The following is a 24,673-nucleotide window of genomic DNA, read 5'->3' as shown; positions in this document are numbered from 1 at the left end:
TTTGTTCTGATGTTGACTCGTGTACAAAAAGAGAACAAAATAAAAACATAACGGACACGGGAGACAACGATGACAGACCTTCTTCGTGATATTGCCGCTTTCGCATCCATCGCAACCTTCGTCGCCACTCTGTCGATGATCATGATTGCCATGTAACACTGGTTCGGCGCCCGCTCGGGCGCCACCATCTCACTATGACGCTGCCGAAAACCGTTGAGCAGCGAATTCAAAACTGGACTTGATGGGTCCAGCGCCCGACAATGCCGCGATTGAATCAGTGGTATGGCGATAGATATGGCAGAACAGGCAAACACGGGATCGACGAACGAAATTCTCGGGGAAACCCCGCAATTCGTTCATCTGCGCGTGCATTCTGCCTATTCTCTGCTTGAGGGCGCTCTGCCGCTTAAAAAAATCCTGGGCAAGGCGGTTTCCGACAATCAGCCTGCCATTGCCATTACCGACACAAACAACCTCTTCATTGCGCTCGAATTTGCCCAGAAGGCGATCGGCGACGGCATTCAGCCGATCATCGGCTGCCAGCTGGCGATCGATATGCAGGACCAGGAAGAGGATCGTCGCAATCAGCTTGCCAAGCTGCCAGCGATCGTCCTGCTGGCCGCGACAGCGGACGGCTATGAGCGGCTGGTCGATATCGTCAGCCGTGTCTATCTCGGCGGGGAGGGCGTGAGCGAACCCCATATCTGCGCCTCCTGGCTGGATGAAGCCGGCACGGAAGGTTTGATCGCTTTGACCGGCGCTTCTGCCGGTCCGGTCGACAGGGCCATCCGCGAAGGGCATGCCGGACTGGCAGCCGAAAGGCTTTTGCGGCTGAAGAACCTGTTCGGCGACCGGCTCTATATCGAGCTGCAGCGACACGGCGCTTACGACCGGCGGCATGAACATCGTATGGTCGATCTGGCCTACGAGCACGACGTTCCGCTGGTTGCGACCAACGAAGCCTTTTTTCCGTCGAAGGCCGATTACGACGCCCATGACGCACTGATGGCGGTCGCCCATGGCGCGATCGTTTCCGACGACAGCCGTTTTCGCCTGACGCCCGACCACTATCTCAAGAGCCGCACCGAAATGGCCAAGCTCTTCGCCGATCTGCCGGAAGCGCTGGAAAACACGGTCGAGATTGCCAAACGCTGCTCCTTCATTCTAAAAACCCGCAACCCCATCCTGCCGCGCTTCACAGGCGTTAGCGATCATCCGGAAGAGGACGAGCGCAACGAAGCCGCTGAGTTACGCCGGCAGGCGGTAGAGGGACTTGATCATCGCCTGGCGGAACTGGGGATGAGCGCCGGTTTCACCGAGCAGGACTATCGCGAGCGGCTGGATTTCGAACTCGGCGTCATCGAGAAGATGAAGTTTCCCGGTTACTTCCTGATCGTTGCCGACTTCATCAAATGGGCCAAGCAGCAGAATATCCCGGTCGGTCCGGGCCGTGGGTCCGGTGCAGGATCGCTTGTCGCCTATGCGCTCACCATTACCGACGTCGATCCGCTGCGCTTCTCGCTTCTGTTCGAACGCTTCCTCAATCCCGACCGCGTGTCGATGCCCGACTTCGACATCGACTTCTGTCAGGATCGCCGTGAAGAAGTGATCCGCTATGTGCAGCGCAAATACGGTCGCGAGCAGGTGGCGCAGATCATCACCTTCGGTTCGCTCCAGGCGCGCGCCGCCCTGCGCGACGTCGGCCGCGTGCTGGAAATGCCCTATAGCCAGGTAGACCGCATCTGCAAGCTGGTGCCCAATAACCCGGCCAACCCGACGCCGCTCTCCAAGGCGATCGAGGAAGAGCCGAAGTTCCAGGAAGAGGTCGACAAAGAGCCGGTCGTCGGCCGCCTGCTCGATATCGCCCAGAAGATCGAAGGTCTCTATCGCCACGCTTCGACCCACGCCGCCGGCATCGTGATCGGTGATCGGCCGCTGTCGAAGCTGGTGCCAATGTATCGCGATCCGCGTTCCGACATGCCGGTCACCCAGTTCAACATGAAATGGGTGGAACAGGCCGGTCTGGTGAAGTTCGACTTTCTCGGACTGAAAACGCTGACCGTTTTGAAGACGGCAGTGGACTTCTGCCGCAAGCGCGACATTCATGTTGATCTGCCAAAGATCCCGCTCGACGACCAGCTGACCTACGAGATGCTGTCGCGCGGCGAAACTGTCGGCGTGTTCCAGGTGGAAAGTGCCGGCATGCGCAAGGCGCTGATCGGCATGAAGCCGGACTGTATCGAGGACATTATCGCGCTGGTGGCGCTCTATCGTCCGGGTCCGATGGAAAATATCCCGACTTACAACGCCCGCAAGCATGGCGAAGAAGAGGTCGAGTCGGTCCATCCGTCGATCGATTACCTGCTGAAAGAAACCCAGGGCGTTATCGTCTACCAGGAACAGGTGATGCAGATCGCCCAGGTTCTGTCGGGTTATTCGCTCGGTGAAGCCGACCTTCTGCGCCGCGCCATGGGCAAGAAGATCAAAGAGGAGATGGACAAGCAGAGCGAACGTTTTGTCGACGGCGCTATCAAGAATGGCGTCTCCAAGCCGCAGGCCAAGAACATTTTCGAGCTTCTGGCGAAGTTCGCCAATTACGGCTTCAACAAATCCCACGCCGCAGCCTATGCAATCGTCTCCTACCAGACGGCCTATATGAAGGCGCATTATCCGGTCGAGTTTCTTGCCGCGACCATGACCTACGATATGGCCAATAGCGAAAAGCTCAACGATTTTCGCGAGGATGCCGGCCGTTTGGGCATCAAGGTTTTTCCGCCTTCGGTGCAGACTTCGTTCCGCCATTTCGAAACGGGCGAGGCGAAAATCTATTACGCGCTTGCCGCCATCAAGGGTGTCGGTGAATCGGCCGTCGAGCACATTACCGAAATCCGCGGCGACACGCCGTTCGCCAGCATCGAGGATTTCTGCCTTCGCATCGATCCGAAGCAGGTAAACCGTCGCGTTATGGAAAGCCTGATCTCGGCCGGCGCCTTCGACTGCTTCGGCCATGATCGCGCCCAGCTGATTGCCGGTCTCGATCGCGTCATCGGTTATGCCCAACGCGCCCAGGAAGAGAAGATCTCCGGCCAGTCCGATTTCTTTGGTTCCTCCGCCAGCTCCGGGCCCGAAAAGCTGGTCCTGCCGACATTCGATCCCTGGATGCCGTCGGAAATGCTGATGCGCGAATATCAGGTGCTGGGCTTCTATCTGTCGGCGCATCCGCTCGATACCTATGCCGATGTGCTGGGCAAGATGCGCGTTCAGACCTTTGCTGATTTCTCCGCTGCCGTCCGCCAGGGGGCAACCGCCGGTCGTCTGGCCGGCACGGTTACCGGGCGTCAGGAGCGTAAGACGAAGACCGGCAACAAGATGGGCATCGTCACGTTTTCGGACTCCTCGGGCCAGTTCGAGGCCGTGCTGTTCTCCGAGGCTTTGGCACAATATCGCGACCTGCTGGAACCCGGCAAATCGCTGGTCATCACCGTTCAGGCGGACGAGCGCCCAGAAGGTATTGGCCTACGCATCCAAACGGCGCAGTCGCTGGAAGAGCAGTCGGTGCGGATGCAGAAAGCCCTGCGCGTCTTCGTGCGCGATTCCGGCCCGCTCAGTGCCGTTGCACGCCATCTCAACAGAAGGGGTGAAGGCCTTGTGTCCTTCATCGTCATCAAGGATGACGGCCGGCGCGAGATCGAAGTCGAGCTGACAGAAAGATATCGTCTTTCACCGGAAATGGCCGCTGCCCTGAAGGCTGCGCCCGGCGTTCTCGACGTGGAACTTGTCTGATCAGGTTTTCCAGTGGTCAGGCGCGACTGTGCCGCGCTGATTTTCGGTCTCGGCACGGTCGCCGGCGGCAAGTTTCACCTGGTTTCGGCCAGCGTTTTTCGCGGTGTAAAGCGCGATGTCGGCCCGGCGATAGGCCTCTATCAGTCCGGCCGCCGATGTCAGTGGAGACACGCCGAAACTGGCCGTGACGCTCAGGCTTTCGGGCAGATCGGGCAAGGTCATCGTGGCGCCGCGCAGCGCCTGGGCAAACAGCACCGCAGCGCCGATCTCCGTGTCCGGCAGAAATATCGCAAATTCCTCGCCGCCGATGCGCCCAAGCGCCGCCCTTTTGGGCGCGCTGTTGTTCATCAGGTGACCAAATCCCTGGATCACCAGATCTCCGACGTGATGCCCATACGTATCATTGATACGTTTGAAGTGGTCGAGGTCGCACAAGATGACGGCATGTTTTCCGTTCGGCGCCTCGGACAGAAGCGATTGTACCTGCCGATCGAACCCGCGCCGGTTGGCAAGCATCGAGAGTGTGTCTTTTTCCGATTCGCTGCGCTGGTCGGCCATGATCTCCAGCACGAGCGTCGCCAGCAGCGTCAGTCCGACAGCCACCACGAGGATCGCCGTGGCGCTCTGCGAAATCAGTGCGTAATTCGTGTGGATGTAGTCTCTGGCGGCACTGCCGGCGCCAACCAGAACAGCCACGCCCGCCTTGGCAAAAAAATGCAGGCCGGTGAATAAAAGCACCATGCCGAGAAACCGGTCGACAGTCTGCCGCCCACGCGATGAAAGCACGACAAAGGCGCTGTCGAGAAGAATGATGGCAAACGGGCTCTGATAGGAAAACGCCTGCAGCGGTGTCCCGCGCGGCAGCTCATAGATCGCATAACACAGGATGATGCTCGCGCCGACGAAGAAGGCTGCGATCCGCTTGTCGAGCCGTCGGGCGTAAAGATGGCCGATACCGACCCGCAGCAGCATCATGCCGGTCAGAACGGTGGCAAAGGCACCGATCGCCCAGATTTTCGGGGAAGCCGTATAGGCGACCAGCAACTCGCACACCGCCGACAGCGACGCGACGCCGAACCCGGCGGCCAGCCACAATGCCGCCCGGCGAGATCGGCTACGGGTCGCAACTACGGCAAAAACCGCGCTGAAGCACACCGCGACGACAAAATTCACACCTAGGAAAAAAGCGACGCCGTTCATCATGTCATTGCAATATCCAGATCAATCCAGCCTCGACGCTCTGTCCCACCGTCTCCTAGACAGGAAAAGGTAAATGTTTTTCGCCTGTTATATCGGTCGGTGAGATGTGATCAATTACCAGATGTACCCATGGCACAGGTTGCATCATGATCATCCTGGCACCGGGGCCCTTCGCGGGTCCCCGAACCAAAGGATGTGCAGCCGTCGTCTCAACGCTTGCCGGACGGGGATAATCTGACGATCATGCGGGACCGTTAAAGCCGAGGGCATGTCCATGGAAACCCTGCCGACCCATGCGGAATATTTCGGGCATGTCCGAACCATTATCGGCATGGTTCTGGCGTTGAGCCTTGCGCGACTGGTCAATGGCCTGACGCGTTTCGTTCAGCATCCGGGAACGATCAAAGTCTACCCGGTCCATCTCGGCTGGGTGATTTTCCTGCTGATCACCATCGTTCATTTTTGGTGGTACGAATTCCATCTGGTCAGCGTCCCGGTCTGGACCTTCCCGCTTTACGGCTTCCTGATTTTCTACACGATGGTCTTCGCAGCGCTGACGGCACTGCTGTTTCCCGACCAGATGACCGACTACAACGGCTTCGAGGACTATTTTGAACAGCGCAAACGCTGGTTCTTCGGCCTTCTCGCATTCGCTGCCTTGCTCGATGTCGGGGATACGATGGTGAAAGGCGCCGACTACATGCACGCGCTTGGGATCGAATATCCCATACGTCAGGCCGCATTCGTCATCTTTTCGATCGTCGCGATGTTCATCACGTCCAGACGGGGCCAGTTGGCCCTGGTCCTTGCCGCAATCCTCTATCAGGTGAGTTGGATCGTGAGACTTTATGACATTCTCTGACGGATGAATGCATCCGATGTCGACTGGATGATTATCCTCCCCCGGAGGACGGTCATGGAAGAAAAACAACACATAACCGTCCAACACTGATGGAAGCGCAACCCATGGGGGACACGGGTCTCGGGGGTACTTCCATATCGCCCAAGTAGAAATCGAACGTGGTCACAATGTGGCGTGGTGCCGGTTTTGCCCTACGACTTTTGTATAGGCAGATGCTGACGCAACGCCGGTTTTAGCCTGTCATCATTGCCTGGACGTCGTATCGCACCCCGTTTACCTGCCCATCAGACAGGAGCGGTGCGATACGCAATTTTTATACGGAGAGATCCGATCAGAACGGAGTTTTATCAATTAATACAGACCGATACCGCTGGCATATGATTCTTTTTTCGAACGCCTTGCGGGCTTGGGTTCACTCTGGTTGAGGCCGGCTTGAGCGATATTCACCTGCGAACGGGTCAGTGTCACAAAGTCGGTGCCTTTGCCCGTCTCCGGGCCAAGGCCCTGGTCCGTGATCGTCAGTGACGTGCCGTTCGCCATCAGCTCGCCGATCCGCTCGCGGACATCCTTCGGGATGTCGATCCGCTCAAGCGCAATCGTCGCTGCGTTCGGCAGGCTGGCATCGGCCGTCTTGTCGATGCCGAGTTCTTTCATCTCGTCGCCGGTCATCTCGTTTTTCAACGTGACCGCATGCCATTCCGCCGTCTCGGCATTACGTTCGAGATGGTCGGCGGTGAAAAAATGGGTGCCGAGCGCCTGTTCCGGGTCCTTGATGCCGATCGGTGCTTCGAACAGCGGTTCGAAATTACGCCGCACCAGGATCTGGCCAGCCGGCGGTTCCTTCTCGCCGGCCGAGTGATAGAGCGCGGCAAGAAAATCCTTGCCGATCATTGCACCATTGGCCGGAAGGCCTTTCCACCGCTTGTAGGCGGCGATCGCATCACGCGTCATCGGGCCTGCAATACCATCGGCAACCCCGGCGTCGAAGCCGAGGTCGGTCAGGTGCGTCTGGACATCGAGCATCGTCTCGCGCGCGCCGCGGCGATGGATGAGGATACGCAAAGGCGCCGCATCTTCGGGAATGACGGCCTGCAGCGAGCCGGTCGGCATCGGATCGGTGCCGGCCATCGCCACATCGTAGGATCCGTCCGTGGCCTTTTTCATCGCGGTCGGGCGCAGATCGGCATTCGGGAAAAGCGGCTCGGACGGCAAACGCTTCAGCGGCATGAGGAGATTGGCGCTTTCGATTCGAACCGGCTTCACCGGTGCATCGGAAATCACCACATGCACGCCGCGATCGGTCATGTCGTAGATCGCCTTGGCGGTGCCGGTGGGGATACGCACGCAGCCATGCGATGCCGGATAGTTCGGCACGTTACCTTCATGAAGAGCGATGCCCGACCATGTCAGACGCTGCATGAACGGCATCGGCGCGTTCGAATAGATGTTCGATTCGTGATATTTGCGCTTTTCCAGAATCGAGAAGATGCCGCTCGGCGTCGTGTGGCCGGCCTTGCCGGTCGAGACCTTGGAGGTCGTCACGACCTTTTCACCGTCATAGACCGTCATCAACTGCTGATCTTTGGAAACGATGATCTGAAGTGTTGCTGTGTCGGCAAAAGCAGACTGAGAGAGAATGGTCCCGGACAGGAGTCCGAGGCTGAACAAAACGCCACGCAACATGAAGACCTCTTACGCATTACAATGGTCGGCAATTTAGCGTGTTAAACTTAATGAAAATTTTCTGAAAAGTGGCAGGATCGTGTCAATTCATCACGTTCCTGCGATTTGGCGACAAATTTCCGACGCCCTTTAAAACACTCAGCGGCGCTTGTCGCCGAACGTATATCCGGTCTCCACGGCCGCCTTGCCGAACTTGTCGCGCAGCTTGTCCATCGCCGCTTCCGCCGCCGCACGCCGGCCCGCCTGATGGTCCACGAGGTCCGGTGGATCGGCAAGCGTCGGATCGCTTAGATCGGTCACGCCGATGCCGAGAAGGCGAAATTTCGTGCCGTCCGTTTCCTTTTCCATCAGCGACAGGCCGGTGCGGAAAATCCGGTCGGTGAGCTGCGTCGGATCTTCAAGCCGCTTGTTGCGCGTCCGGCTCTTGAAATCGGCGGTCTTCATTTTCAGGACGACCGTATGGCCGGCGATCTCGTGCTTTTTCAAGCGCGCCGAAACCTTTTCCGTCAGCCGCCGCAGAACCGGCACCAGGTCCTCGTAGCGCGACACATCGTCAAAAAAAGTCGTCTCTGCCGATACGCTCTTCGCCGCATCGTTCAAATGTACTTCGCGATCGTCCATGCCGCGCGCCAGCCGGTAGAGACGCTGCCCCATCGACCCGTAGCGCCGCATCAGATCGCCTTCCTCCATCCGCTGCAGCTGCCCGATCGTGCGGATACCGTCAGCCTCCAGCGTCGCGTTAAAGGCCTTGCCCACGCCCCAGATGGTGGTGACCGGGCGAGGCGCCAGAAAATCCTTCGCCTCCGCTTCACCGATGATGGAAAATCCGCGCGGCTTCTGCAGATCCGAAGCGACCTTGGCCAAAAACTTGCAGTAAGAAAGGCCGACCGAAATCGAGATGCCGAGCTCGCTCTCGACGCGTCTGGCAAACCGGGCAAGGATGCGCGCCGGTGGATCGCGGTGCAGGCGTTCTGTCCCGGCAAGCTCGAGAAATGCCTCATCGATCGACAGAGGCTGGACAAGGGGGGTAAGCTCCATCATCATCTGTCGCACCTGCCGGCCGACCTTGACGTATTTTTCCATATTCGGACGGATCACCACGGCATCGGGGCAGAGTTCCAACGCCTTAAACATTGGCATGGCCGAGCGCACACCGCTGATGCGGGCGATGTAACAGGCGGTGGAGACGACACCGCGTTTACCGCCGCCAATGATCACCGGCTTGTCGACCAGCTCCGGATCATCCCGTTTTTCGATTGTCGCGTAAAAGGCGTCGCAATCGATGTGAGCGAGCGTCAGGTCGTAGAGCTCCGCATGATAGAGCAGCCGCGGCGAGCCGCACGAACGGCAACGGCGCGTCTGTGCCTTCTGCTCCGCAAGGCAGTCGCGACAAAAACCGTTTATTGCGTCGGCCGAAGGTGTCATGTCAGGAACAAAGGTTGAACATCGGCACGATAGGCCGCAATCGTGCGGCACTCAAGGGCGGACAGGCCCGTCCACATGCATTTGTTCGCACCGGACGCCTGCTTTGCGAAGCGCCGGATTACCGGTGGATATGAGCGCGAATGAGATCGTCGGCATGGGACCAGTCCATCGCACGGGCAATGCCGTCGTCCGGCTTCGGCGCCAGGAGATGCAGCGGCGAGTCCGGCATCATATGCAGGACCAGGCAGTTTTCGACGTGATCCCGAACCGAGTGAAGGTTATGCGCCATATCGTCGATAAAGACCGAGGGGAGGGCGCGCTCGCCGTGGATGCGCCACATTACGGGCCCCTTCGGCTCTTCGGTTGCCACGAGCGGAAAGTCGAAGCCGAGGCGGTCGAGCAGGCGACGCCGTGCCTGGCTGTAGCGTGGCGGCATTGCGGTGAGAAACAGGACATCCGCATCGGCGCCAAGCGCATTGAGCGTATCGAGTGCCAGTTCGAAAGGCGTTTGCCATTCTTCCTGTTGCTCGAAGAACAAGCCGATAAGCTGTTTGACCGCCGCTTCCTCGATCGCAATTTCGGTGCCGACCGAGACGATATTGCCAGTCAGCCGGAATGAGCGCGGCAAAAGCTCCAGCCCATCCTTTTTCAGATAGGATTCGAATGGAGCGAAAAAGTTCAGCACGACGTCATCTACGTCGCAGACGACCAGCGGCCTGTCGCTGAGTCGGACATGAGAAAGATCGAGGATTTCGCTCATCTCAGAAATCTCCCGATCCGATATAGGGGCCGGAATAATGGTGATGGGCCGCGACGACCGTCTCGGGCCTTGTATCCGTCGCTTCGCAAAAGGCGAGCAGCGTTGGTTCATGGCTCATCACGAAGTCGATAACGCCAGCCAGAAAGCCCGGGTCTGCGATGACGGACCGGATCTGGTCGGGCGTTACGCCCGATAGCGCAAGAAAGCGCTGCAGCATGTCGGGCTCGCCGGCCATCCATCCGAGAACGGCGCCAGCCGTCTCTTCCGCCCTTATGCGTGCCGTATCTTGTGCACTCGTTTTTGCGCTCATTATCGGGGAGTTACCTCTTCTCAACCAAATGGGCCTAACCTTGTCGAAACAGGGCTCAGTGGAATCGGCCATTTTGAAGCTTATATATAGAAAATACGCTTTTGAAGGCGCGATTTGAGGAATGGATCGCAATGCCCAAACGGGTCATGATTGTAGAAGACAACGAGCTGAACATGAAGCTCTTCCGCGATCTGATCGAGGCGTCGGGTTATGAGACGATCCAGACCCGCAACGGTATGGAAGCACTCGATCTGGCCCGCAAGCATCGTCCGGATCTTATCCTGATGGATATCCAGCTGCCTGAAGTCTCGGGGCTGGAAGTCACCAAATGGCTCAAGGAAGACGATGAGCTTCATGTCATTCCGGTCATCGCGGTCACGGCCTTTGCGATGAAGGGAGACGAGGAGCGCATCCGCCAGGGCGGCTGCGAGGCCTATGTCTCCAAGCCGATCTCGGTGCCGAAATTCATCGAAACCATCAAGACTTATCTCGGCGACGCATGATGCGGGGAGCACGGGCATGACAGCGCGGATATTGGTGGTCGACGACGTTCCTGCCAACGTGAAGCTTCTCGAGGCGCGTCTGTTGGCGGAATATTTCGACGTCCTGACGGCCGATAACGGTTACAAGGCGCTGGCGATCTGCGACAGCACGCCTGTCGACCTGATCCTGCTCGACATCATGATGCCCGGCATCGATGGGTTCGAGGTCTGCGAACGGCTGAAGGCCAATCCGAAGACCGCCCATATCCCGGTCGTCATGGTGACCGCCCTCGACCAGCCTTCCGACCGCGTCCGCGGCCTCAAAGCCGGCGCCGACGATTTCCTTACCAAGCCGGTCAACGACATCCAGCTGATTTCCCGTGTCCGCAGCCTTGTCCGCCTAAAGGCGCTGAGCGACGAATTGCGCATTCGCGCCGACACGGCCCACAGTCTCGTCATGGAAGACATGCTGAAGGGCCTGGATGGCCGCGAGGATATCGGCCAGGTCTTGCTCGTCGATGGCCGCGCAAGCTCGCAGGAGCGTATCACCAAGGCGCTGAAGCCGATCTGCAATGTCGTTGCGATGTCGGATCCGCAGGCTGCAATCTTCGAAGCGGCCGAACACGCCTTCGACCTCGTCATCGTCAATGCCAATTTCGACGATTACGATCCCCTGCGCCTGTGCTCGCAGCTGCGCTCTTTGGAGCGTACGCGGTTCTTGCCGATCTTGCTTGCAGCGGAAGCCGGTGCCGAAGACATGATCGTCCGCGCACTGGATCTCGGCGTCAACGACTACATTGTCCGTCCGATCGACCCGAACGAATTGCTAGCCCGCACGCTGACCCAGATCAAACGCAAGCGTTACAACGATCGGCTGCGGATGAGCGTCAAGCAGACCATCGAGCTTGCGGTCACCGATTCCCTCACGGGTCTCAACAATCGCCGCTATCTCGACAATCATCTGAAGATTCTGTTTGCGCGCGCAGCGGCCCGCTCGCGCCCCTTGTCGCTCTGCCTCATCGATATCGACCGGTTCAAATCAGTCAACGATACCTACGGGCACGATGCCGGCGACGATGTGTTGCGCGAATTCTCTGCGCGTATTCGCTCCACCGTCCGTGGAGCCGATCTTGCCTGCCGGTATGGCGGCGAGGAGTTCGTCGTGGTCATGCCGGATACAGATGCGGCCGCAGCTTCTGCGGTTGCAGAGCGCCTGCGCGCGATCATCGAAAAGACACCCTTCGTGCTGAAGAGCGCCGGTACTGCCATCAGCCTGACTGCCTCCTTTGGCCTCTCCTGTAGCACTGGAGACGCCGACACCCCTGAACAACTGCTCAAACAGGCCGATCAGGCGCTTTACAAGGCAAAGGCCGAGGGGCGCAACCGCGTCGTGGCCAACGCCGCCTGATGGCGACTGAGATCCTGAGCCGGCTGTGTCGGCCATTTTTTCCAAAGCACTTGATGCCGTTTGACGGCTTTTCCCGGACCATCTCTTTGCCACGGCGGGGATAGTCACAGTTTTGTGGCGGCGAGAAGTGCTTGGCGGGAATATCCCGAAGCAAATTGCCACAGGCTTTTTTCTGCTGCCAGATTGTCAATCGTTGCAGGTCGGGTGGTGACTGCCAAGGATAACGGAGATTAACCGGTTGCAATGCCATGCCCATAAGTGCCGGATTGTCATTTTATTGCGGCATTAATTTCGTGGCGGTTGTAGCTGCCAAGAAGTGAGGCGGGATTTCAAGTCGGTTTTACTTGATCGATATTGATAAATGTTAGGGGGTGTGTCGCCAAAGGGCGCAAATTTTAACCAACAACGAAGCCATTTTTGCCGGCCGGTTAAGAATCTATTGATTTTCTTTTTGCTTTGCGCAATTTTGAGCCTAACAACAACATGTGCCACTTATGGCACTGCTATACCCCATGATGTTCAGGTCCGCCGCATCTCCTGGGTCGTGGGGTCGGTCGACCGGCAGGCAAATTAATGCGGTTCCTCGTGCCGTTATTGCAAGCTGGTCGACCCCCAAATTGAAAACGCCGCTCCCTTGATGGGGATGCGGCGTTTTTCGTTTCAGCATCAGGCTGGATGGCGGGCAGGAACAGGCAGACAAAAGAAAAGGCGCCTGACCTTGCGGTCGGCGCCTTTTTATCAAACCCGCGATCAAGTCTTACTTGATCTTGGTTTCCTTGAATTCAACGTGCTTCTTGGCAACCGGGTCGTACTTGGTCTTGGTCATCTTGTCCGTGAACGTACGGCTGTTCTTGGTCGTGACGTAGAAGAAACCGGTGTCAGCCGTCGACAGCAGCTTGATCTTGATGGTCGTAGCTTTCGCCATGGTGTTCTGCCTCTAGAAAATAGGAAGCCATGGGCGCGGTCTGCGCCCCGGCTAAATCTGGCGCGAACTTACAAATCGCGCGCCAAAAGTCAACTCCGTTTTGGTCGGAAAAGCGTGCGGCCTAGGGCAATCAGTACGTAAAAGCCGAAGAATGAGGCCAAAGCCCAGGCATAACCGCTGTTTCCGACGACATCCATGGCTGCGCCGATGCTCTGCGGACCGACCACGGTACCGACCGCATAACAGAATATGAAGGCGGCATTGGCGGCGGCGAGGTCCGCTCCGCTGAGTCGCGCACCCAGATGTGCGAGGCCGACCGTGTAGAGCCCCGACACGCAGCCGCCCCAGAAGAACAGCACCACCGCCATCAGGATCCAGTTGTGGATGAGAAATGGCAGTGCGAGTGAACCAATCACACCAAGAACGGCCATCCCTGCAAGAAGCGGGCGGCGGTCGGTCAGTCGGTCGGAATAGAGGCCAAGCGGGATCTGGAAGGCCATGTTGCCGATACCCATGATGGTCAGCAGCACCGCAGCCTGGCTCTCGGCCAGTTGCTCGCGCAGCGCGTAGATCGGGAACAGGGAAAGGCCGCCCGCCGAGACCGCGCCGAAGGCAAAGACTGCAGCCGTGGCTGTCGGCACGAGGAAGATGTAGTGGAAGAAATGCCTGTCCGGCTTGCTGTCCAGTACCGGGCTTTCATTGCGCGCAATGAAGATCGGGATGAGCGCGAGCAGGATGACGATGGCGCCGACCAGGAAGGGAAGGATGCCGTCGCTGCCAAGCGCCGAAAACAGAAGCGGGCCAAGCGCAAAGCCGACCGCAAGCACGGTCGCGTAGATGCCGAGCACGAGGCCGCGGCGCCGGGGAGGGGCCGCCTCGTTGATCCAGAATTCCGACAGAATGAACAGCGTCGTGGTCGCGCCGTGAAAAGTGAAGCGCAGCGGAAACCACATCCAGAAGGATTTTGCGTAATAAAAGCCGATGGCGCTGATCGCCGCGACGACCACCGCAAACATCATCGTCTGGGCGACGCCGAATTTATGCGCAAGCTTCGTCGTCACGGGCGCCGCGAGCATCGAGGCGATACCGGCCATGGCGGCATTGAGGCCGATCAGGGTCGATGGAATGCCGCGCTTTTCAAGGATGATGCTGAGAAGCGGGAGCCCAAGGCCGATCGCCACGCCGACCGCACTGATGGCGGCGATGGCAGCAACAAGCGATGGCCAATGAATCTTCTCGACATGCCCGTTTTCGTCAGTCGCAGGCTGCGGCATTCACTCTTCCTTACAGTCGGCTCTCGACGAAGCGTCCGCGACGCATCGAATAAAAGGGAACGGGGTTTCCGAAAGGTACAGACGGCGCGCGCTTCATCAGGTCCTTGACGTCCTCCAGCACCGTCTGTGTGATCCGCGCGAGTTTCAGACTGGAAACCGCTGCAATGTCAAGCCATTGCAAGTCCTCAAGCTCGTCCGTATCGCCGAAATGCGACATGTCGAAGACAGTCTCTTCGCAAAAGCCCAGAAAGAAGCGCGTATCGTAGCGGCGCACGTTTCCCGGCGGCGTAATCGCTCTCGCGACATAACGTAACATGCTCAGATCCGGGCCATTGGCGCCGGCCGGACGAATGCCTGTCTCCTCCCGCAATTCCCGCAATGCGGCAAGCGCCAGCGCTCTGGCGCGCGCCGGACCCATGCGTCGGGGAACGCCCGTCATCAGCTTTTCGAGGACCTGTGGGTCGAGATCGCGGGCATAGGGCAGGCAATGGTCGCTCGGGTCGCGGCGGCCGCCTGGAAAGACGTAGACGCCCGGCATGAAGACGTGACCGCTGGCGCGTCGGCCCATCAGGATATATGGCCCGTTACCGCGAGAGCGGTCGATAAGGATGAGGCTGGCGGCATCCTGTGTGCGCACGCGGTACGCGACAGCCCCCTGTTCTCCTGAATCTTGCGTTTCCCCGACCAAAGGGATCATCCGGCAGGACCGCCGCGGTCGGGATCCCGGCTGAAGCCGTGCATCCTGTAGGCCCATTGCAGCCCGATTACGCCGCCCTTGATCGGCTGGATCGTTGCAATCGCGGCGATAATGGCAAGAGGGATCCAGATCGCCATGTGTATCCATGGCGAAACGCGCCAGAACATGTCGGTCAGCAGATAACCGGTCATCAGCACATGACCGACAACGACGATGACGAGATAGGCCGGCAGGTCGTCGGCCCGCTGGGGGGTAAAATCTTCACCGCAGACGGCGCAATGATCGACGGGCTTGAGAAAGGCCCGGAACAGCCGTCCATCGCCGCAATTGGGGCAGCGGCAGGAAAGCCCGCGTCTGATGGAGCGGCCCAAAGGACGGTCGGGCGCGCCCTCGCCGCCATATTTCACGGTCGATCCGGCGCGCTCGTTCATCTCATCTCCTGCGTCCACGGGGAGGGCGGGTGCCAGGCTTTTTGGGACCGCCGCCCGGCCGCCGGCCAGACTTGTGGAAGGACCGGGTTCCCGTCGGCAATTTCTTTCCTTCGCTCAGCATTTCGAACTGCAGCGCACCGGCAAGCGGAATGGCCGCCTTCAGCCTGACCTCGACCGTATCGCCGAGCTGATAGCCAAGCCCGGACCGCTCGCCGGTCAGAGCCTGATGCGATTCGTCATAGAAATAGTAATCGTTGCCGATCGTCGAAACGGGCACGAAACCATCTGCGCCATAGGTCGGCAGCGCGACGAACAGGCCCGCCTTGGTGACGCCAGAGATCCGGCCTTCGAAATCCTCGCCGATGCGGGTCGCCAGGTGATGGGCGACGAGCCGGTTGACCGTATCACGCTCGGCCGCCATTGCCCGGCGTTCGAAGGTCGAGATCTCGGCGGCGATATCCTCGAGCTGTGCTTCTTCCTCACGCGTGATACCGCCTTCACCAAGCCCCAGCGACCCGACCAGCGCGCGATGCACGATAAGGTCGGCATAACGGCGGATCGGCGAGGTGAAATGCGCGTATTTCATCAGGTTGAGGCCGAAATGCCCGATATTGTCGGGGCTGTAGACAGCCTGGCTCTGGGAGCGCAGCACCATCTCGTTGACCATGATCTGATGTGGCGTGCCGTGTGCCTGCGACAGGATGCCGTTGAACGAGTTGGAGCGCATCTGGCCGCCCTTGGCCATGGAAATGCCAAGCGTGCTGAGAAACTCGCGCAGCGTCTCCTGTTTGGCCAGCGACGGGCCGTCATGGGCGCGGTAGATCAGCGCCTGCTTCTTTTTCTCCAGCGTCTCGGCGGCGCAGACATTGGCCTGGATCATCATCTCTTCGATGAGCTTGTGGGCGTCGAGCCGGTCCGGCACGAAGACCCGGTCGACGGTGCCGTCGGGCTTGAGCAGGATCTTGCGCTCGGGCATGTCGAGTTCGAGCGGCTGGCGACGGTCGCGGCCGATCTTCATGATCCGGTAGGCGTCCCAGAGCGGCTTTAGGATCGGTTCGAGCAGCGGTCCGGACTTGTCGTCGGGATGGCCATCGATTGCCGCCTGCGCCTGCTGGTAGGACAGCTTGGCAGCGCTCTTCATCATGATGCGATGGAACGTATGGCCGGCCTTGCGGCCTTCCTTGGAGAAGGTCATCCGTACGGCCAGCGCTGGGCGGTCTTCGCCCTCGCGCAGCGAGCAGAGGTCGTTGGAAATCCGCTCCGGCAACATAGGTACGACGCGGTCGGGGAAATAGACGGAGTTGCCGCGCTTCAAGGCCTCGCGATCGAGCGGTGCACCGGTGCGGACGTACCAGGAGACATCGGCGATCGCCACCGTAACGATCACGCCACCCGGATTGTCGGGCGAGGTGTCCGGTTCGGCATAGACGGCGTCGTCATGGTCCTTGGCATCGGCCGGGTCGATCGTGACGAGCGGCACGTCACGCCAGTCTTCGCGCTTCGACATGGAAGCGGGCTTGGCTTCTTCCGCTTCGTCCATCACCTGCTTCGGGAAAATGTGCGGTATGCCATGGGAATAGATGGCGATCATCGAGATCGCCTTTTCGGAGGCGACGGAACCGACGATCGAAAGAACCCGGGCGCGCGGCAGACCAAAACGCCCGGTCCGGACGGTTTCGCTCTCGACCAGATCGCCGTCCTTGGCGTCGCCGAGACCATCGGGCTCGATCACCATTTCCTCGCCGCGCCGGTCGGTCGGCAGAAGGCGGATCTCGCCATCGGCGAGCTTGTGCACGACGCCGAGCGTAGCGCCTCGACGTTTGTCGATTACCTTGATGACGCGCGCCGTATAGGCAGGACCCGAGCGGTCCTTGTTCGGGAAGATTTTTGCCAGAATGCGGTCGTTGAGGCCGGCGGACGGAGCCTTTCCCTTGCCACGCTGCTCGCTCGACTGACGGATCAGCACGGCCGGTGCCGCACCCAGATCCTCCGGCCATTCCGCTGGACGGCCGATCAGCTCACCATCCTTGTCGCGGGTGGTGATGTCGAGAACGGTCACCGGCGGCAGGGCGCCGGGACGCGCCAGCGACTTGCGGTTCTTGGTCAGCAGGCCTTCGTCTTCGAGCTGGCGAAGCAGATCCTTCAGCTCGACCCGCTCCTCGCCCTTCAACCCGAAAGCCTTGGCGATCTCGCGCTTGGAGGCCTTGTCGGGGTTGTCGGAAATGAATTCGAGCAGGACCTCGCGCGGCGGGATGGCACCCTGGATAATCACGGGCTTGGCCGTCGCGCCGGAGGCCATGCCCCGTTCGGCGCGCTCGGCGCGTTTCCGCTGGCGGTGCGATCTGTTGTCGTCGTCCTGCTCTTCGCTCACGTATCCGTCTTCTTTGTCTTCGTTGCAGCCTTCTTGGCCGGTGCTTTCTTGGCGGGGGCCTTCTTTGCAGCCGCTTTTTTCGGTGCGGATGCCTTGGTCTCGCCATCCGCCTTGGCGGCAGCCTTCTTCGGCTTTGCCTTGGCTTTGCCGGTGGAAGCCTTGCCGCCCTTTTCGATGATCAGCGCCATGGCCTGTTCGATCGTCACCGACTGCGGATCCATGCCCTTCGGTAGGGTCGCATTGACCTTGCCCCAGTTGACGTAAGGCCCGTATTTGCCGTCACGTACGGTAATCGTGCCGCCATCCGGATGGTCGCCGAGTTCCTTGAGCGCAGCAGGCGTGCCGCGGCCACGACCGCCCGGACCCTTTGCGACCTTTTCGGCGATGACCGTAACGGCACGGTTGAGGCCGATCGAGAACACGTCCTCGATGCTTTCGAGATTGGCGTAACCGCCATCATGCAGCAGGAAAGGCCCGTAACGGCCGAGACCGGCCGAGATCATCTTGCCCGATTCCGGATGCTGGCCCACGTCTCGCGGCAGGCTGATCAGCGCCAGCGCCTTTTCGTGGTCGATGTCTTCCGGCTTCCAGCCCTTCGGCAGCGAGGAGCGCTTGGCTTCCTTGCCGTCGCCACGCTGGACGTAAGGCCCGAAACGGCCCGACCGCAGGGTCAGCGGTTCGCCGGTATGCGGATCGTCGCCGAGTGCCTTCGGCTCGTTGAGGCCGGATGCATCCGCTTCCGCGCCGCCTTCCGAGGAAAGCTGACGAGTGAAGTTGCACTCTGGATAATTCGAGCAGCCGACGAAGGCGCCGTATTTACCGAGCTTCAGCGACAGGTTGCCGGTGCCGCAGACCTGGCAGATGCGCGGATCAGAGCCGTCTTCACGCTTCGGGAAGACGAGCGGTGCGAGCGCTTCGTTGAGGGCATCCAGCACGTTGGTGACGCGCAGTTCCTTGGTGTCTTCGATCTGGGCGAAAAAGTCCTGCCAGAATTCGCGCAGGACCTGTTTCCAGTCGAGTTCGCCGGCCGAGATCTTGTCGAGCTTCTCTTCCAGATCGGCAGTGAAATCATATTCCACATATTTGGTGAAGAAGCTTTCGAGGAAGGCTGTGACGAGGCGGCCCTTGGAATGCGGGATCAGCTTGCGCTTTTCGGTGACCACGTATTCGCGGTCCGAAAGTGTCTTCAGCGTCGCGGCATAGGTGGACGGACGGCCGATGCCGAGCTCTTCCATCTTCTTGATCAGCGAGGCTTCCGAATAACGCGGTGGCGGCTCGGTGAAATGCTGGCTGGCATTCACCTTTTGTCTGTCGAGCTTTTCACGCGCATTGATTTCCGGCAGGCGACCGTCTTCGTCGTCATCCTCGGACTTTTCCGCATCTTCGCGGCTATCGACATAGGCGCCAAGAAAACCTTCGAAACGGACCACAGAGCCGACGGCTCTCAGGCCTGCCTTGTCTGCGCCATTGGCAGCAAGGATCTCGACCGTCGTGCGTTCCATTTCGGCTGAAGCCATCTGGCTGGCGATGCCGCGCTTCCAGACCAGCTCGTAAAGACGGGCCTGATCGGAATCGAGGAACTTGCGCACCTTGTCCGGCGTGCGGTTGAAGTCGGTCGGGCGGATTGCTTCGTGGGCTTCCTGGGCGTTTTTCGCCTTGGTGGAATAGAAACGGGCCTTTTCCGGCAGGTAGCGTTCGCCGAACTGCGAAACGATGGCGCTGCGCGCTGCATCGATCGCTTCCGGCGCCATCTGCACGCCGTCGGTACGCATATAGGTAATGAGACCAACGGTCTCGCCGTCGATGTCAAACCCCTCGTAAAGCTTCTGCGCCACCTGCATGGTGCGCGAGGCGTTGAAGCCGAGGTTGGACGACGCCGCCTGCTGCAGCGTCGAAGTGGTGAACGGAGGGCCGGGATTGCGCTTGACGGGCTTCGCCTCGACGCTTTCCACCGTGTAGGCGGCGCCATCCAGCAGCGCCTTCAACCTGTTGGCATCGTCGCCGGTCTTGATCCCGCGCGGAGCGAGGCGTTTGCCGTCGGCCTGCACAAGCTTTGCCTCGAATTCGTCACCACGGGGCGTCTTCAGCAGCGCCGAAAGGTTCCAGTATTCTTCGGAAACGAAACGTTCGATCTCGTTTTCACGGTCGCAGACAAGACGAAGCGCCACGGACTGGACACGGCCGGCCGAACGGGCGCCGGGAAGCTTGCGCCACAGAACGGGAGACAGGTTGAAGCCGACGAGGTAATCGAGCGCACGGCGAGCCAGATAGGCATCGACCAGCGGCACATCGATATCGCGCGGATTGGCCATCGCGTCGAGGACGGCCTTCTTGGTGATCGCATTGAAGACGACGCGCTTGACCGGCTTGTCGCCGATCACTCGCTTCTTTTTCAACAGATCCAGCACGTGCCAGGAAATCGCTTCCCCTTCGCGATCAGGGTCGGTCGCGAGAAAGACGCTGTCCGAGCTCTTCACGGCATCGGCGATATCTTTCATCCGCTTCTGGGAGGCGCTATCGACCTCCCATGTCATTTCGAAGTCCTGGTCGGGAAGCACGGACCCGTCTTTGGCGGGCAGGTCGCGGACGTGACCGAAGGATGCGAGAACCTTGTAGCCCGAGCCCAGATACTTATTGATCGTCTTGGCTTTGGACGGAGATTCTACAACAACAACATTCATCTGGTTTTCTCTGCAGTAGAGCAATGCCCGGAACTCATGGCGGTCCAGGCGGAACTTTGACTTCCCGACATGGAGGGCGTTCGGGCCGCGGTCAAGGGCTTAAGTGAAATTAGCACATTTCAAAGGGCGCAATCTCTGGCTGCTTTAATCCGACCTGCAATCATAAATGTCCCCGACAAAGTCCACCACGTTATGCTTGGTAATTATAATTTCACTTTTAAATTGCTGATGGAGTGGGGCATGTCGGTCCCTATGAATGGGCTCCGCGAGGGCACTCCGTTGAGAAGGTGGCGTATATACACCAGATGCTCGGTGAGCTGCGGCAGGTCGCCTTCGCCGAGGGAGCGGATATGCTCTGCTACCGCATCGAGATGGTCTATGTTGAAGCGGGCGACATCCAGTCCGGCCGGCGACCGCAGTCATTCGTCAAACGAGATGAAAACAAACCCGCCGGGATGCCGGTATAGCCGTCCGGCGAGATCCAGTTCGTGCAGCACCAGATAGACGGACGAGGCCGGGAGGCCCGTATGGCCAATGATGTCGTCGATCTTTGCCGGGGTCGGGCCGAACGCAGAGATGATCGCATGGCGGTCATCGTCATCCGATGGCAGCATAGCGCCTGCCTGCTGGTCCGGTTCTTCCACCACCGGCGGTTCGAACAGGTCGAGCTGCGATAAGAGCGCAAGTGCTTCGAGTACGTCCTCCGGTCCGGTGGTCACGACCGCGCCCTGTTTGAGCCGCGCGTTTGTTCCGTGGCAACGTGGGTCGAGCGGCGAGCCCGGAACAGCGAAAACGAACCGGCCGAAATCGCCGGCCATCCGCGCGGTGATCAGCGAGCCGGATTTCTCCGCCGCCTCGACCACGACGACGCCGAGCGAAATGCCGGCGATCAAACGGTTGCGGCGGGGGAAATCCCGCGCCATCGGTTCCCAGCCGAACGGCATCTCGCTGATGGCGAGGCCTGATCCATTTGTAATCTCATCCAGCAGTCCGAGATTTTCGGGCGCGGTAGGGTTTTCCCAGCTCGCCTGCGTGCAAGGCCGGAGGTGATGACATAGCCGTTCTGGCCGCAGCGCCGGGCAATCATCGCCGCGAACTTGGCGCCGACGACGGAGGCATTGCGCAAGCCGACGATACCGACGGAGGGACGGGTGGCGCTGGCGCGATTGCCCTTTATCGCCACCAGCGGCGGCGCGCCGTCTATATGTCTAAGTGCAGGGGGATAGTCGGGTTCGCCGATGCCGACGAATGACGCACCATAGTTGTATGCGGCGTCCAGTTCCCGCTCTGCATCCTGGAGACTGGCAATGCGCAGGGATCGCGTGGCGCCGCCACGGCGGGAAAGCTCCGGCAGCATGGCAAGGGCATTTTCCGCCGAGCCGCAGTGATTGATGAGTTGCCGGAAAGTAGCCGGCCCGACATTGTCGGAGCGGATCAGCCTGAGCCAGGCGATCCGCTGTTTTTCCGTCAGCGCAATTCCAGATCGTCTTGCGCTGCCGTCGGGCATGGATGGCCTCTTTGGGGAGAATTACCCCTTTGAGCCGATCTTGCTTTCGGTGCCGGCGATCAACCGCTCTATATTGGTCTTGTGCTTTACCCAGGAAATTACGGTCATGATTGCCATCACGATTGCAATCTTGGGCTCCTGTATGAACCATAGCACAACCGGAATGACAAGGGTTGCAACCAGAGCGGCGAGCGACGAATATTTGCTGAGCTTGGCGATCGTCAGCCAGATCACGGCGAAGACGAGCACCATCCACGGGGCGGTGCCGAGAAGCGTGCCGATATAGGTGGCAACGCCCTTGCCGCCCTTGAACCCGAGCCAGACCGGATAAAGATGGCCGAGGAAAGCGGCAAAGCCCGCCAGAAGCCCTGCTTCGGAACCGAAGAAGTGCCAGCCGATAAGGGCCGCAACCGTGGCCTTCAGCGCATCGAGCAACAGCGTTGCAGCGGCGAGTTTCTTGTTGCCTGTACGCAGCACATTGGTCGCGCCGATATTGCCCGACCCGATCGACCGGATATCGCCAAGCCCCGCCGCGCGGGTCAGAAGCAGGCCGAAGGGGATCGAGCCGAGCAGATAGCCCAGGATCAGTGCACCGGCTGCGATCGGCAGGGTGATCTGCCAGTTGAAAAGGTCGCTCACGCCCAGTCCCTCCCGATCGCATGCACGCATTTACCCACCACATAGGTGGCGACCGCGCGGCCGGAGAAGCGTGCTTCGTCGAACGGCGTGTTCTTCGAGCGCGAGATGATCGCATCCTTGGAGACGATCCACGGATCGTCGAGATCGATCAGCGTGATGTCGGCCCTGGCGCCCACTTTCAGCGTGCCGGCATCGAGACCAAAAATCTGCGCCGGGCGCGTCGACATCGCGTCGATCAGCCGCATCAGCGGCACGCGCCCGTCGTGATGCAGACGAAGGGCGGCCGACAGCATGGTTTCAAGCCCGATTGCGCCATCGGCGGCATCGGCAAATGGCAGGCGCTTGGTGTCGACATCCTGCGGATCGTGCGACGAGACGATGATGTCGATATCGCCCGCAGCCAGCGCATCGGCCATGGAGATCCGGTCGTCTTCGGAGCGAAGCGGCGGCGAAAGCTTGAAGAAGGTGCGGTATTCGCCGATGTCGTTTTCGTTGAGCGACAGGTGATTGATCGAAATGCCGCAGGTGGCGTTGGCGCCCCGATTGCGGGCAACCTTCATCGCCTCGACCGATTCGGGCACCGAAATCTTGGCCGCATGGTATTTGGCCTTGGTCAGGGCCGCGATCCTCAGATCACGCTCCAGCGGTATGATTTCGGCTTCCTTCGGCACGCCGGAAAGGCCGAGCCAGCTGGCAAACAGCCCTTCGTTCATCACGCCGTTGCCGAGATATTTTTCGCGCAGTTCGAGCGATATGACGGCATCGAATTCGCGTGCATAAGTCATCACGCGACGCAGCAGCAGCGAATCGGAAAGCGCATGCCGGCCGTTGGTAAAGGCGACGGCACCCGCTTGTTGCAACAGACCGAACTCGGTCATCTCGCGGCCTTCAAGCCCTCTGGTTAGGGCGGCTGCGGCATGAACGTTGACGATCGCCTTGTCACGGGCCGTCTTGTGGACGAATTCAACCAGCGCGATGTCGTCGATGACCGGATCGGTCTCGGGCATCATGATGAAGGAGGTTACACCGCCGGCCGCCGCCGCGCGGCTCGCCGACTCGATCGTTTCCGTATGCTCTGCACCTGGTTCCCCGACATAAACGCGGGCATCGACCAGCCCGGGAGTTGCAACGAGGCCCTGGCAATCGCGGACGCTCGCACCATGCGGTACACCTTGGTTCAGGGCGTCTTTGCCGCAGGCAAGGATATGTCCGTCTTCGCCAATGATGATCGTACCGGTCTCGTCGAGATTGCGCGACGGATCGAGGATGCGGACATTTCTGAGAACGGTGGATTTCATGCGCGCTCTCCCTGGTTGGAGGTCAGCAGCGTCTCCATCACGGCCATACGCACCGCGACCCCCATTTCCACCTGTTGTTCGATCACGCTTTGCGGACCGTCGGCGACCTCGGAGGAGATCTCGACACCGCGATTCATCGGGCCGGGATGCATGACCAGCGCATCTTCCTTGGCCGCCTTCAGTTTTTCCGCATCAAGCCCGTAGAAGTGGAAATATTCCCGCACCGACGGCACGAAAGCGCCGGCCATGCGCTCGCGCTGCAGGCGCAGCATCATCACGACATCGGCGTCTTTCAGGCCTTCTTCCATCGAGTGGAAAACTTCCACGCTCATGTCGCGAATGCCAGAGGGGAGAAGGGTCGAAGGCGCAACCACGCGAACACGCGCACCCATGGCATTGAGAAGAATGATGTTCGAGCGGGCAACGCGCGAGTGCAGGACATCGCCGCAGATCGCCACAGTAATGCCCGTCAGCGTCCCCTTGGCGCGGCGGATGGTCAGCGCGTCGAGCAGGGCCTGGGTCGGATGTTCGTGCTGGCCGTCACCGGCATTGACCACCGAGCAGGCGACCTTCTGCGCCAGAAGCGCGGCAGCGCCGGCGGATGAATGGCGAAGCACCAGCACGTCCGGTCGCATGGCGTTCAGCGTCATCGCCGTATCGATCAGCGTTTCGCCCTTCTTCACCGAAGAATTGCCGACCGACATGTTCATCACGTCCGCGCCGAGCCGTTTTCCGGCAAGTTCGAACGACGACTGCGTACGCGTCGAGGCTTCAAAAAAGAGGTTGATCTGGGTAAGGCCGCGTAGTGTGGACGTCTTCTTCTCCCGTTGCCGGGAAATCTTCACGGCCTCGTCGGCCTTGTCGAGAAGATAGGTGATGTCCTGTTCTTTAAGACCCTTGATGCCGAGAAGGTGGCGATGAGGGAAGAAGACCATGA

18 protein-coding genes and 1 pseudogene are annotated in these 24,673 nt (G+C 59.8%); 4 read left to right on the top strand and 15 right to left on the bottom strand.

Annotated elements, in window-relative coordinates; all coding sequences use genetic code 11:
- Positions 1 to 294 precede the first annotated feature (294 nt).
- Complete coding sequence (gene dnaE, locus FHP24_RS02555; protein ID WP_139672412.1) at positions 295 to 3,783, top strand: DNA polymerase III subunit alpha; 3,489 nt, start codon at positions 295 to 297, stop codon at positions 3,781 to 3,783.
- Here dnaE and FHP24_RS02550 read toward each other — a convergent pair whose 3' ends face one another.
- Complete coding sequence (locus FHP24_RS02550) at positions 3,784 to 4,986, bottom strand: GGDEF domain-containing protein (protein ID WP_246091571.1); 1,203 nt, start codon at positions 4,984 to 4,986, stop codon at positions 3,784 to 3,786.
- Between the two features lie 271 nt (positions 4,987 to 5,257).
- Here FHP24_RS02550 and FHP24_RS02545 point away from each other — a divergent pair, with 271 nt between their 5' ends.
- Positions 5,258 to 5,845, top strand: a complete 588-nt coding sequence (locus tag FHP24_RS02545) for a hypothetical protein (protein WP_180355857.1) — start codon at positions 5,258 to 5,260, stop codon at positions 5,843 to 5,845.
- 351 nt (positions 5,846 to 6,196) lie between these two features.
- On the opposite strand, the gene FHP24_RS02540 is transcribed toward FHP24_RS02545, so the two are convergent.
- The 4 genes from FHP24_RS02540 to FHP24_RS02525 all read right to left on the bottom strand — a co-directional run bounded on the left by FHP24_RS02540 (position 6,197) and on the right by FHP24_RS02525 (position 10,023).
- Positions 6,197 to 7,528, bottom strand: coding sequence for a L,D-transpeptidase family protein (locus FHP24_RS02540; protein ID WP_139672406.1), 1,332 nt, complete (start codon positions 7,526 to 7,528; stop codon positions 6,197 to 6,199).
- A gap of 138 nt (positions 7,529 to 7,666) precedes the next feature.
- A complete protein-coding gene (locus FHP24_RS02535; RefSeq protein WP_139672403.1) occupies positions 7,667 to 8,953 on the bottom strand; it encodes a DNA polymerase IV in 1,287 nt (428 codons plus the stop codon).
- A 118-nt stretch (positions 8,954 to 9,071) separates the two neighbouring features.
- Positions 9,072 to 9,713: a hypothetical protein gene (locus FHP24_RS02530; RefSeq protein WP_139672400.1), complete on the bottom strand. Its 642-nt coding sequence runs from the start codon at positions 9,711 to 9,713 to the stop codon at positions 9,072 to 9,074.
- A gap of 1 nt (position 9,714) precedes the next feature.
- The gene (locus FHP24_RS02525) at positions 9,715 to 10,023 is read right to left on the bottom strand and encodes a DUF3572 domain-containing protein (RefSeq protein ID WP_139672397.1); all 309 of its coding nucleotides are present in this window, start codon (positions 10,021 to 10,023) and stop codon (positions 9,715 to 9,717) included.
- 131 nt (positions 10,024 to 10,154) lie between these two features.
- On the opposite strand from FHP24_RS02525, the gene FHP24_RS02520 reads away from it, so the two are divergent.
- Both FHP24_RS02520 and FHP24_RS02515 read left to right on the top strand, forming a co-directional pair.
- Positions 10,155 to 10,526: a response regulator gene (locus FHP24_RS02520; RefSeq protein WP_093003064.1), complete on the top strand. Its 372-nt coding sequence runs from the start codon at positions 10,155 to 10,157 to the stop codon at positions 10,524 to 10,526.
- Positions 10,527 to 10,542: 16 nt separating this feature from the next.
- Positions 10,543 to 11,913 (top strand): PleD family two-component system response regulator, encoded by a 1,371-nt coding sequence (locus FHP24_RS02515; RefSeq protein ID WP_139672394.1) that lies wholly within the window; start codon positions 10,543 to 10,545, stop codon positions 11,911 to 11,913.
- A gap of 757 nt (positions 11,914 to 12,670) precedes the next feature.
- Here FHP24_RS02515 and rpmG read toward each other — a convergent pair.
- The 10 genes and pseudogenes from rpmG to FHP24_RS02460 form a co-directional block, all read right to left on the bottom strand.
- Positions 12,671 to 12,838 carry a 50S ribosomal protein L33 gene (rpmG, locus tag FHP24_RS02510; protein WP_112457312.1) on the bottom strand — a complete coding sequence of 56 codons (168 nt, stop codon included), beginning with the start codon at positions 12,836 to 12,838 and terminating at the stop codon, positions 12,671 to 12,673.
- Between the two features lie 89 nt (positions 12,839 to 12,927).
- A complete protein-coding gene (locus FHP24_RS02505) occupies positions 12,928 to 14,112 on the bottom strand; it encodes an MFS transporter (protein ID WP_139672391.1) in 1,185 nt (394 codons plus the stop codon).
- A gap of 10 nt (positions 14,113 to 14,122) precedes the next feature.
- Positions 14,123 to 14,809: an NUDIX domain-containing protein gene (locus tag FHP24_RS02500; protein ID WP_139672387.1), complete on the bottom strand. Its 687-nt coding sequence runs from the start codon at positions 14,807 to 14,809 to the stop codon at positions 14,123 to 14,125.
- Positions 14,806 to 15,240, bottom strand: a complete 435-nt coding sequence (locus tag FHP24_RS02495) for a DUF983 domain-containing protein (RefSeq protein ID WP_139672384.1) — start codon at positions 15,238 to 15,240, stop codon at positions 14,806 to 14,808. Before FHP24_RS02495 ends, FHP24_RS02500 begins: the two co-directional genes overlap by 4 nt.
- Position 15,241: 1 nt before the next feature.
- Positions 15,242 to 17,539 (bottom strand): ribonuclease R, encoded by a 2,298-nt coding sequence (rnr, locus tag FHP24_RS02490; protein ID WP_139676082.1) that lies wholly within the window; start codon positions 17,537 to 17,539, stop codon positions 15,242 to 15,244.
- Between the two features lie 68 nt (positions 17,540 to 17,607).
- The gene (topA, locus tag FHP24_RS02485) at positions 17,608 to 20,292 is read right to left on the bottom strand and encodes a type I DNA topoisomerase (protein WP_139672381.1); all 2,685 of its coding nucleotides are present in this window, start codon (positions 20,290 to 20,292) and stop codon (positions 17,608 to 17,610) included.
- A 419-nt stretch (positions 20,293 to 20,711) separates the two neighbouring features.
- Positions 20,712 to 21,799 (bottom strand): annotated as a pseudogene (locus tag FHP24_RS02475) (DNA-processing protein DprA).
- 21 nt (positions 21,800 to 21,820) lie between these two features.
- On the bottom strand, positions 21,821 to 22,468 hold the full coding sequence (plsY, locus tag FHP24_RS02470; RefSeq protein ID WP_139672375.1) for a glycerol-3-phosphate 1-O-acyltransferase PlsY: 648 nt from the start codon (positions 22,466 to 22,468) through the stop codon (positions 21,821 to 21,823).
- Positions 22,435 to 23,736 (bottom strand): dihydroorotase, encoded by a 1,302-nt coding sequence (locus FHP24_RS02465; protein ID WP_139672372.1) that lies wholly within the window; start codon positions 23,734 to 23,736, stop codon positions 22,435 to 22,437. The genes plsY and FHP24_RS02465 overlap by 34 nt, the downstream gene beginning before the upstream one ends.
- A complete protein-coding gene (locus tag FHP24_RS02460; protein ID WP_139672370.1) occupies positions 23,733 to 24,671 on the bottom strand; it encodes an aspartate carbamoyltransferase catalytic subunit in 939 nt (312 codons plus the stop codon). The genes FHP24_RS02465 and FHP24_RS02460 overlap by 4 nt, the downstream gene beginning before the upstream one ends.
- Between the last annotated feature and the right edge of the window lie 2 nt (positions 24,672 to 24,673).

It is taken from the genome of Aliirhizobium smilacinae (genome assembly GCF_006335145.1).
In the GTDB taxonomy this organism is placed as follows: Bacteria; Pseudomonadota; Alphaproteobacteria; order Rhizobiales; family Rhizobiaceae; genus Neorhizobium; species Neorhizobium smilacinae.
The sequence above is the reverse complement of the archived record's forward strand: the minus strand, read 5'-3'. Positions and strand labels throughout refer to the sequence as shown.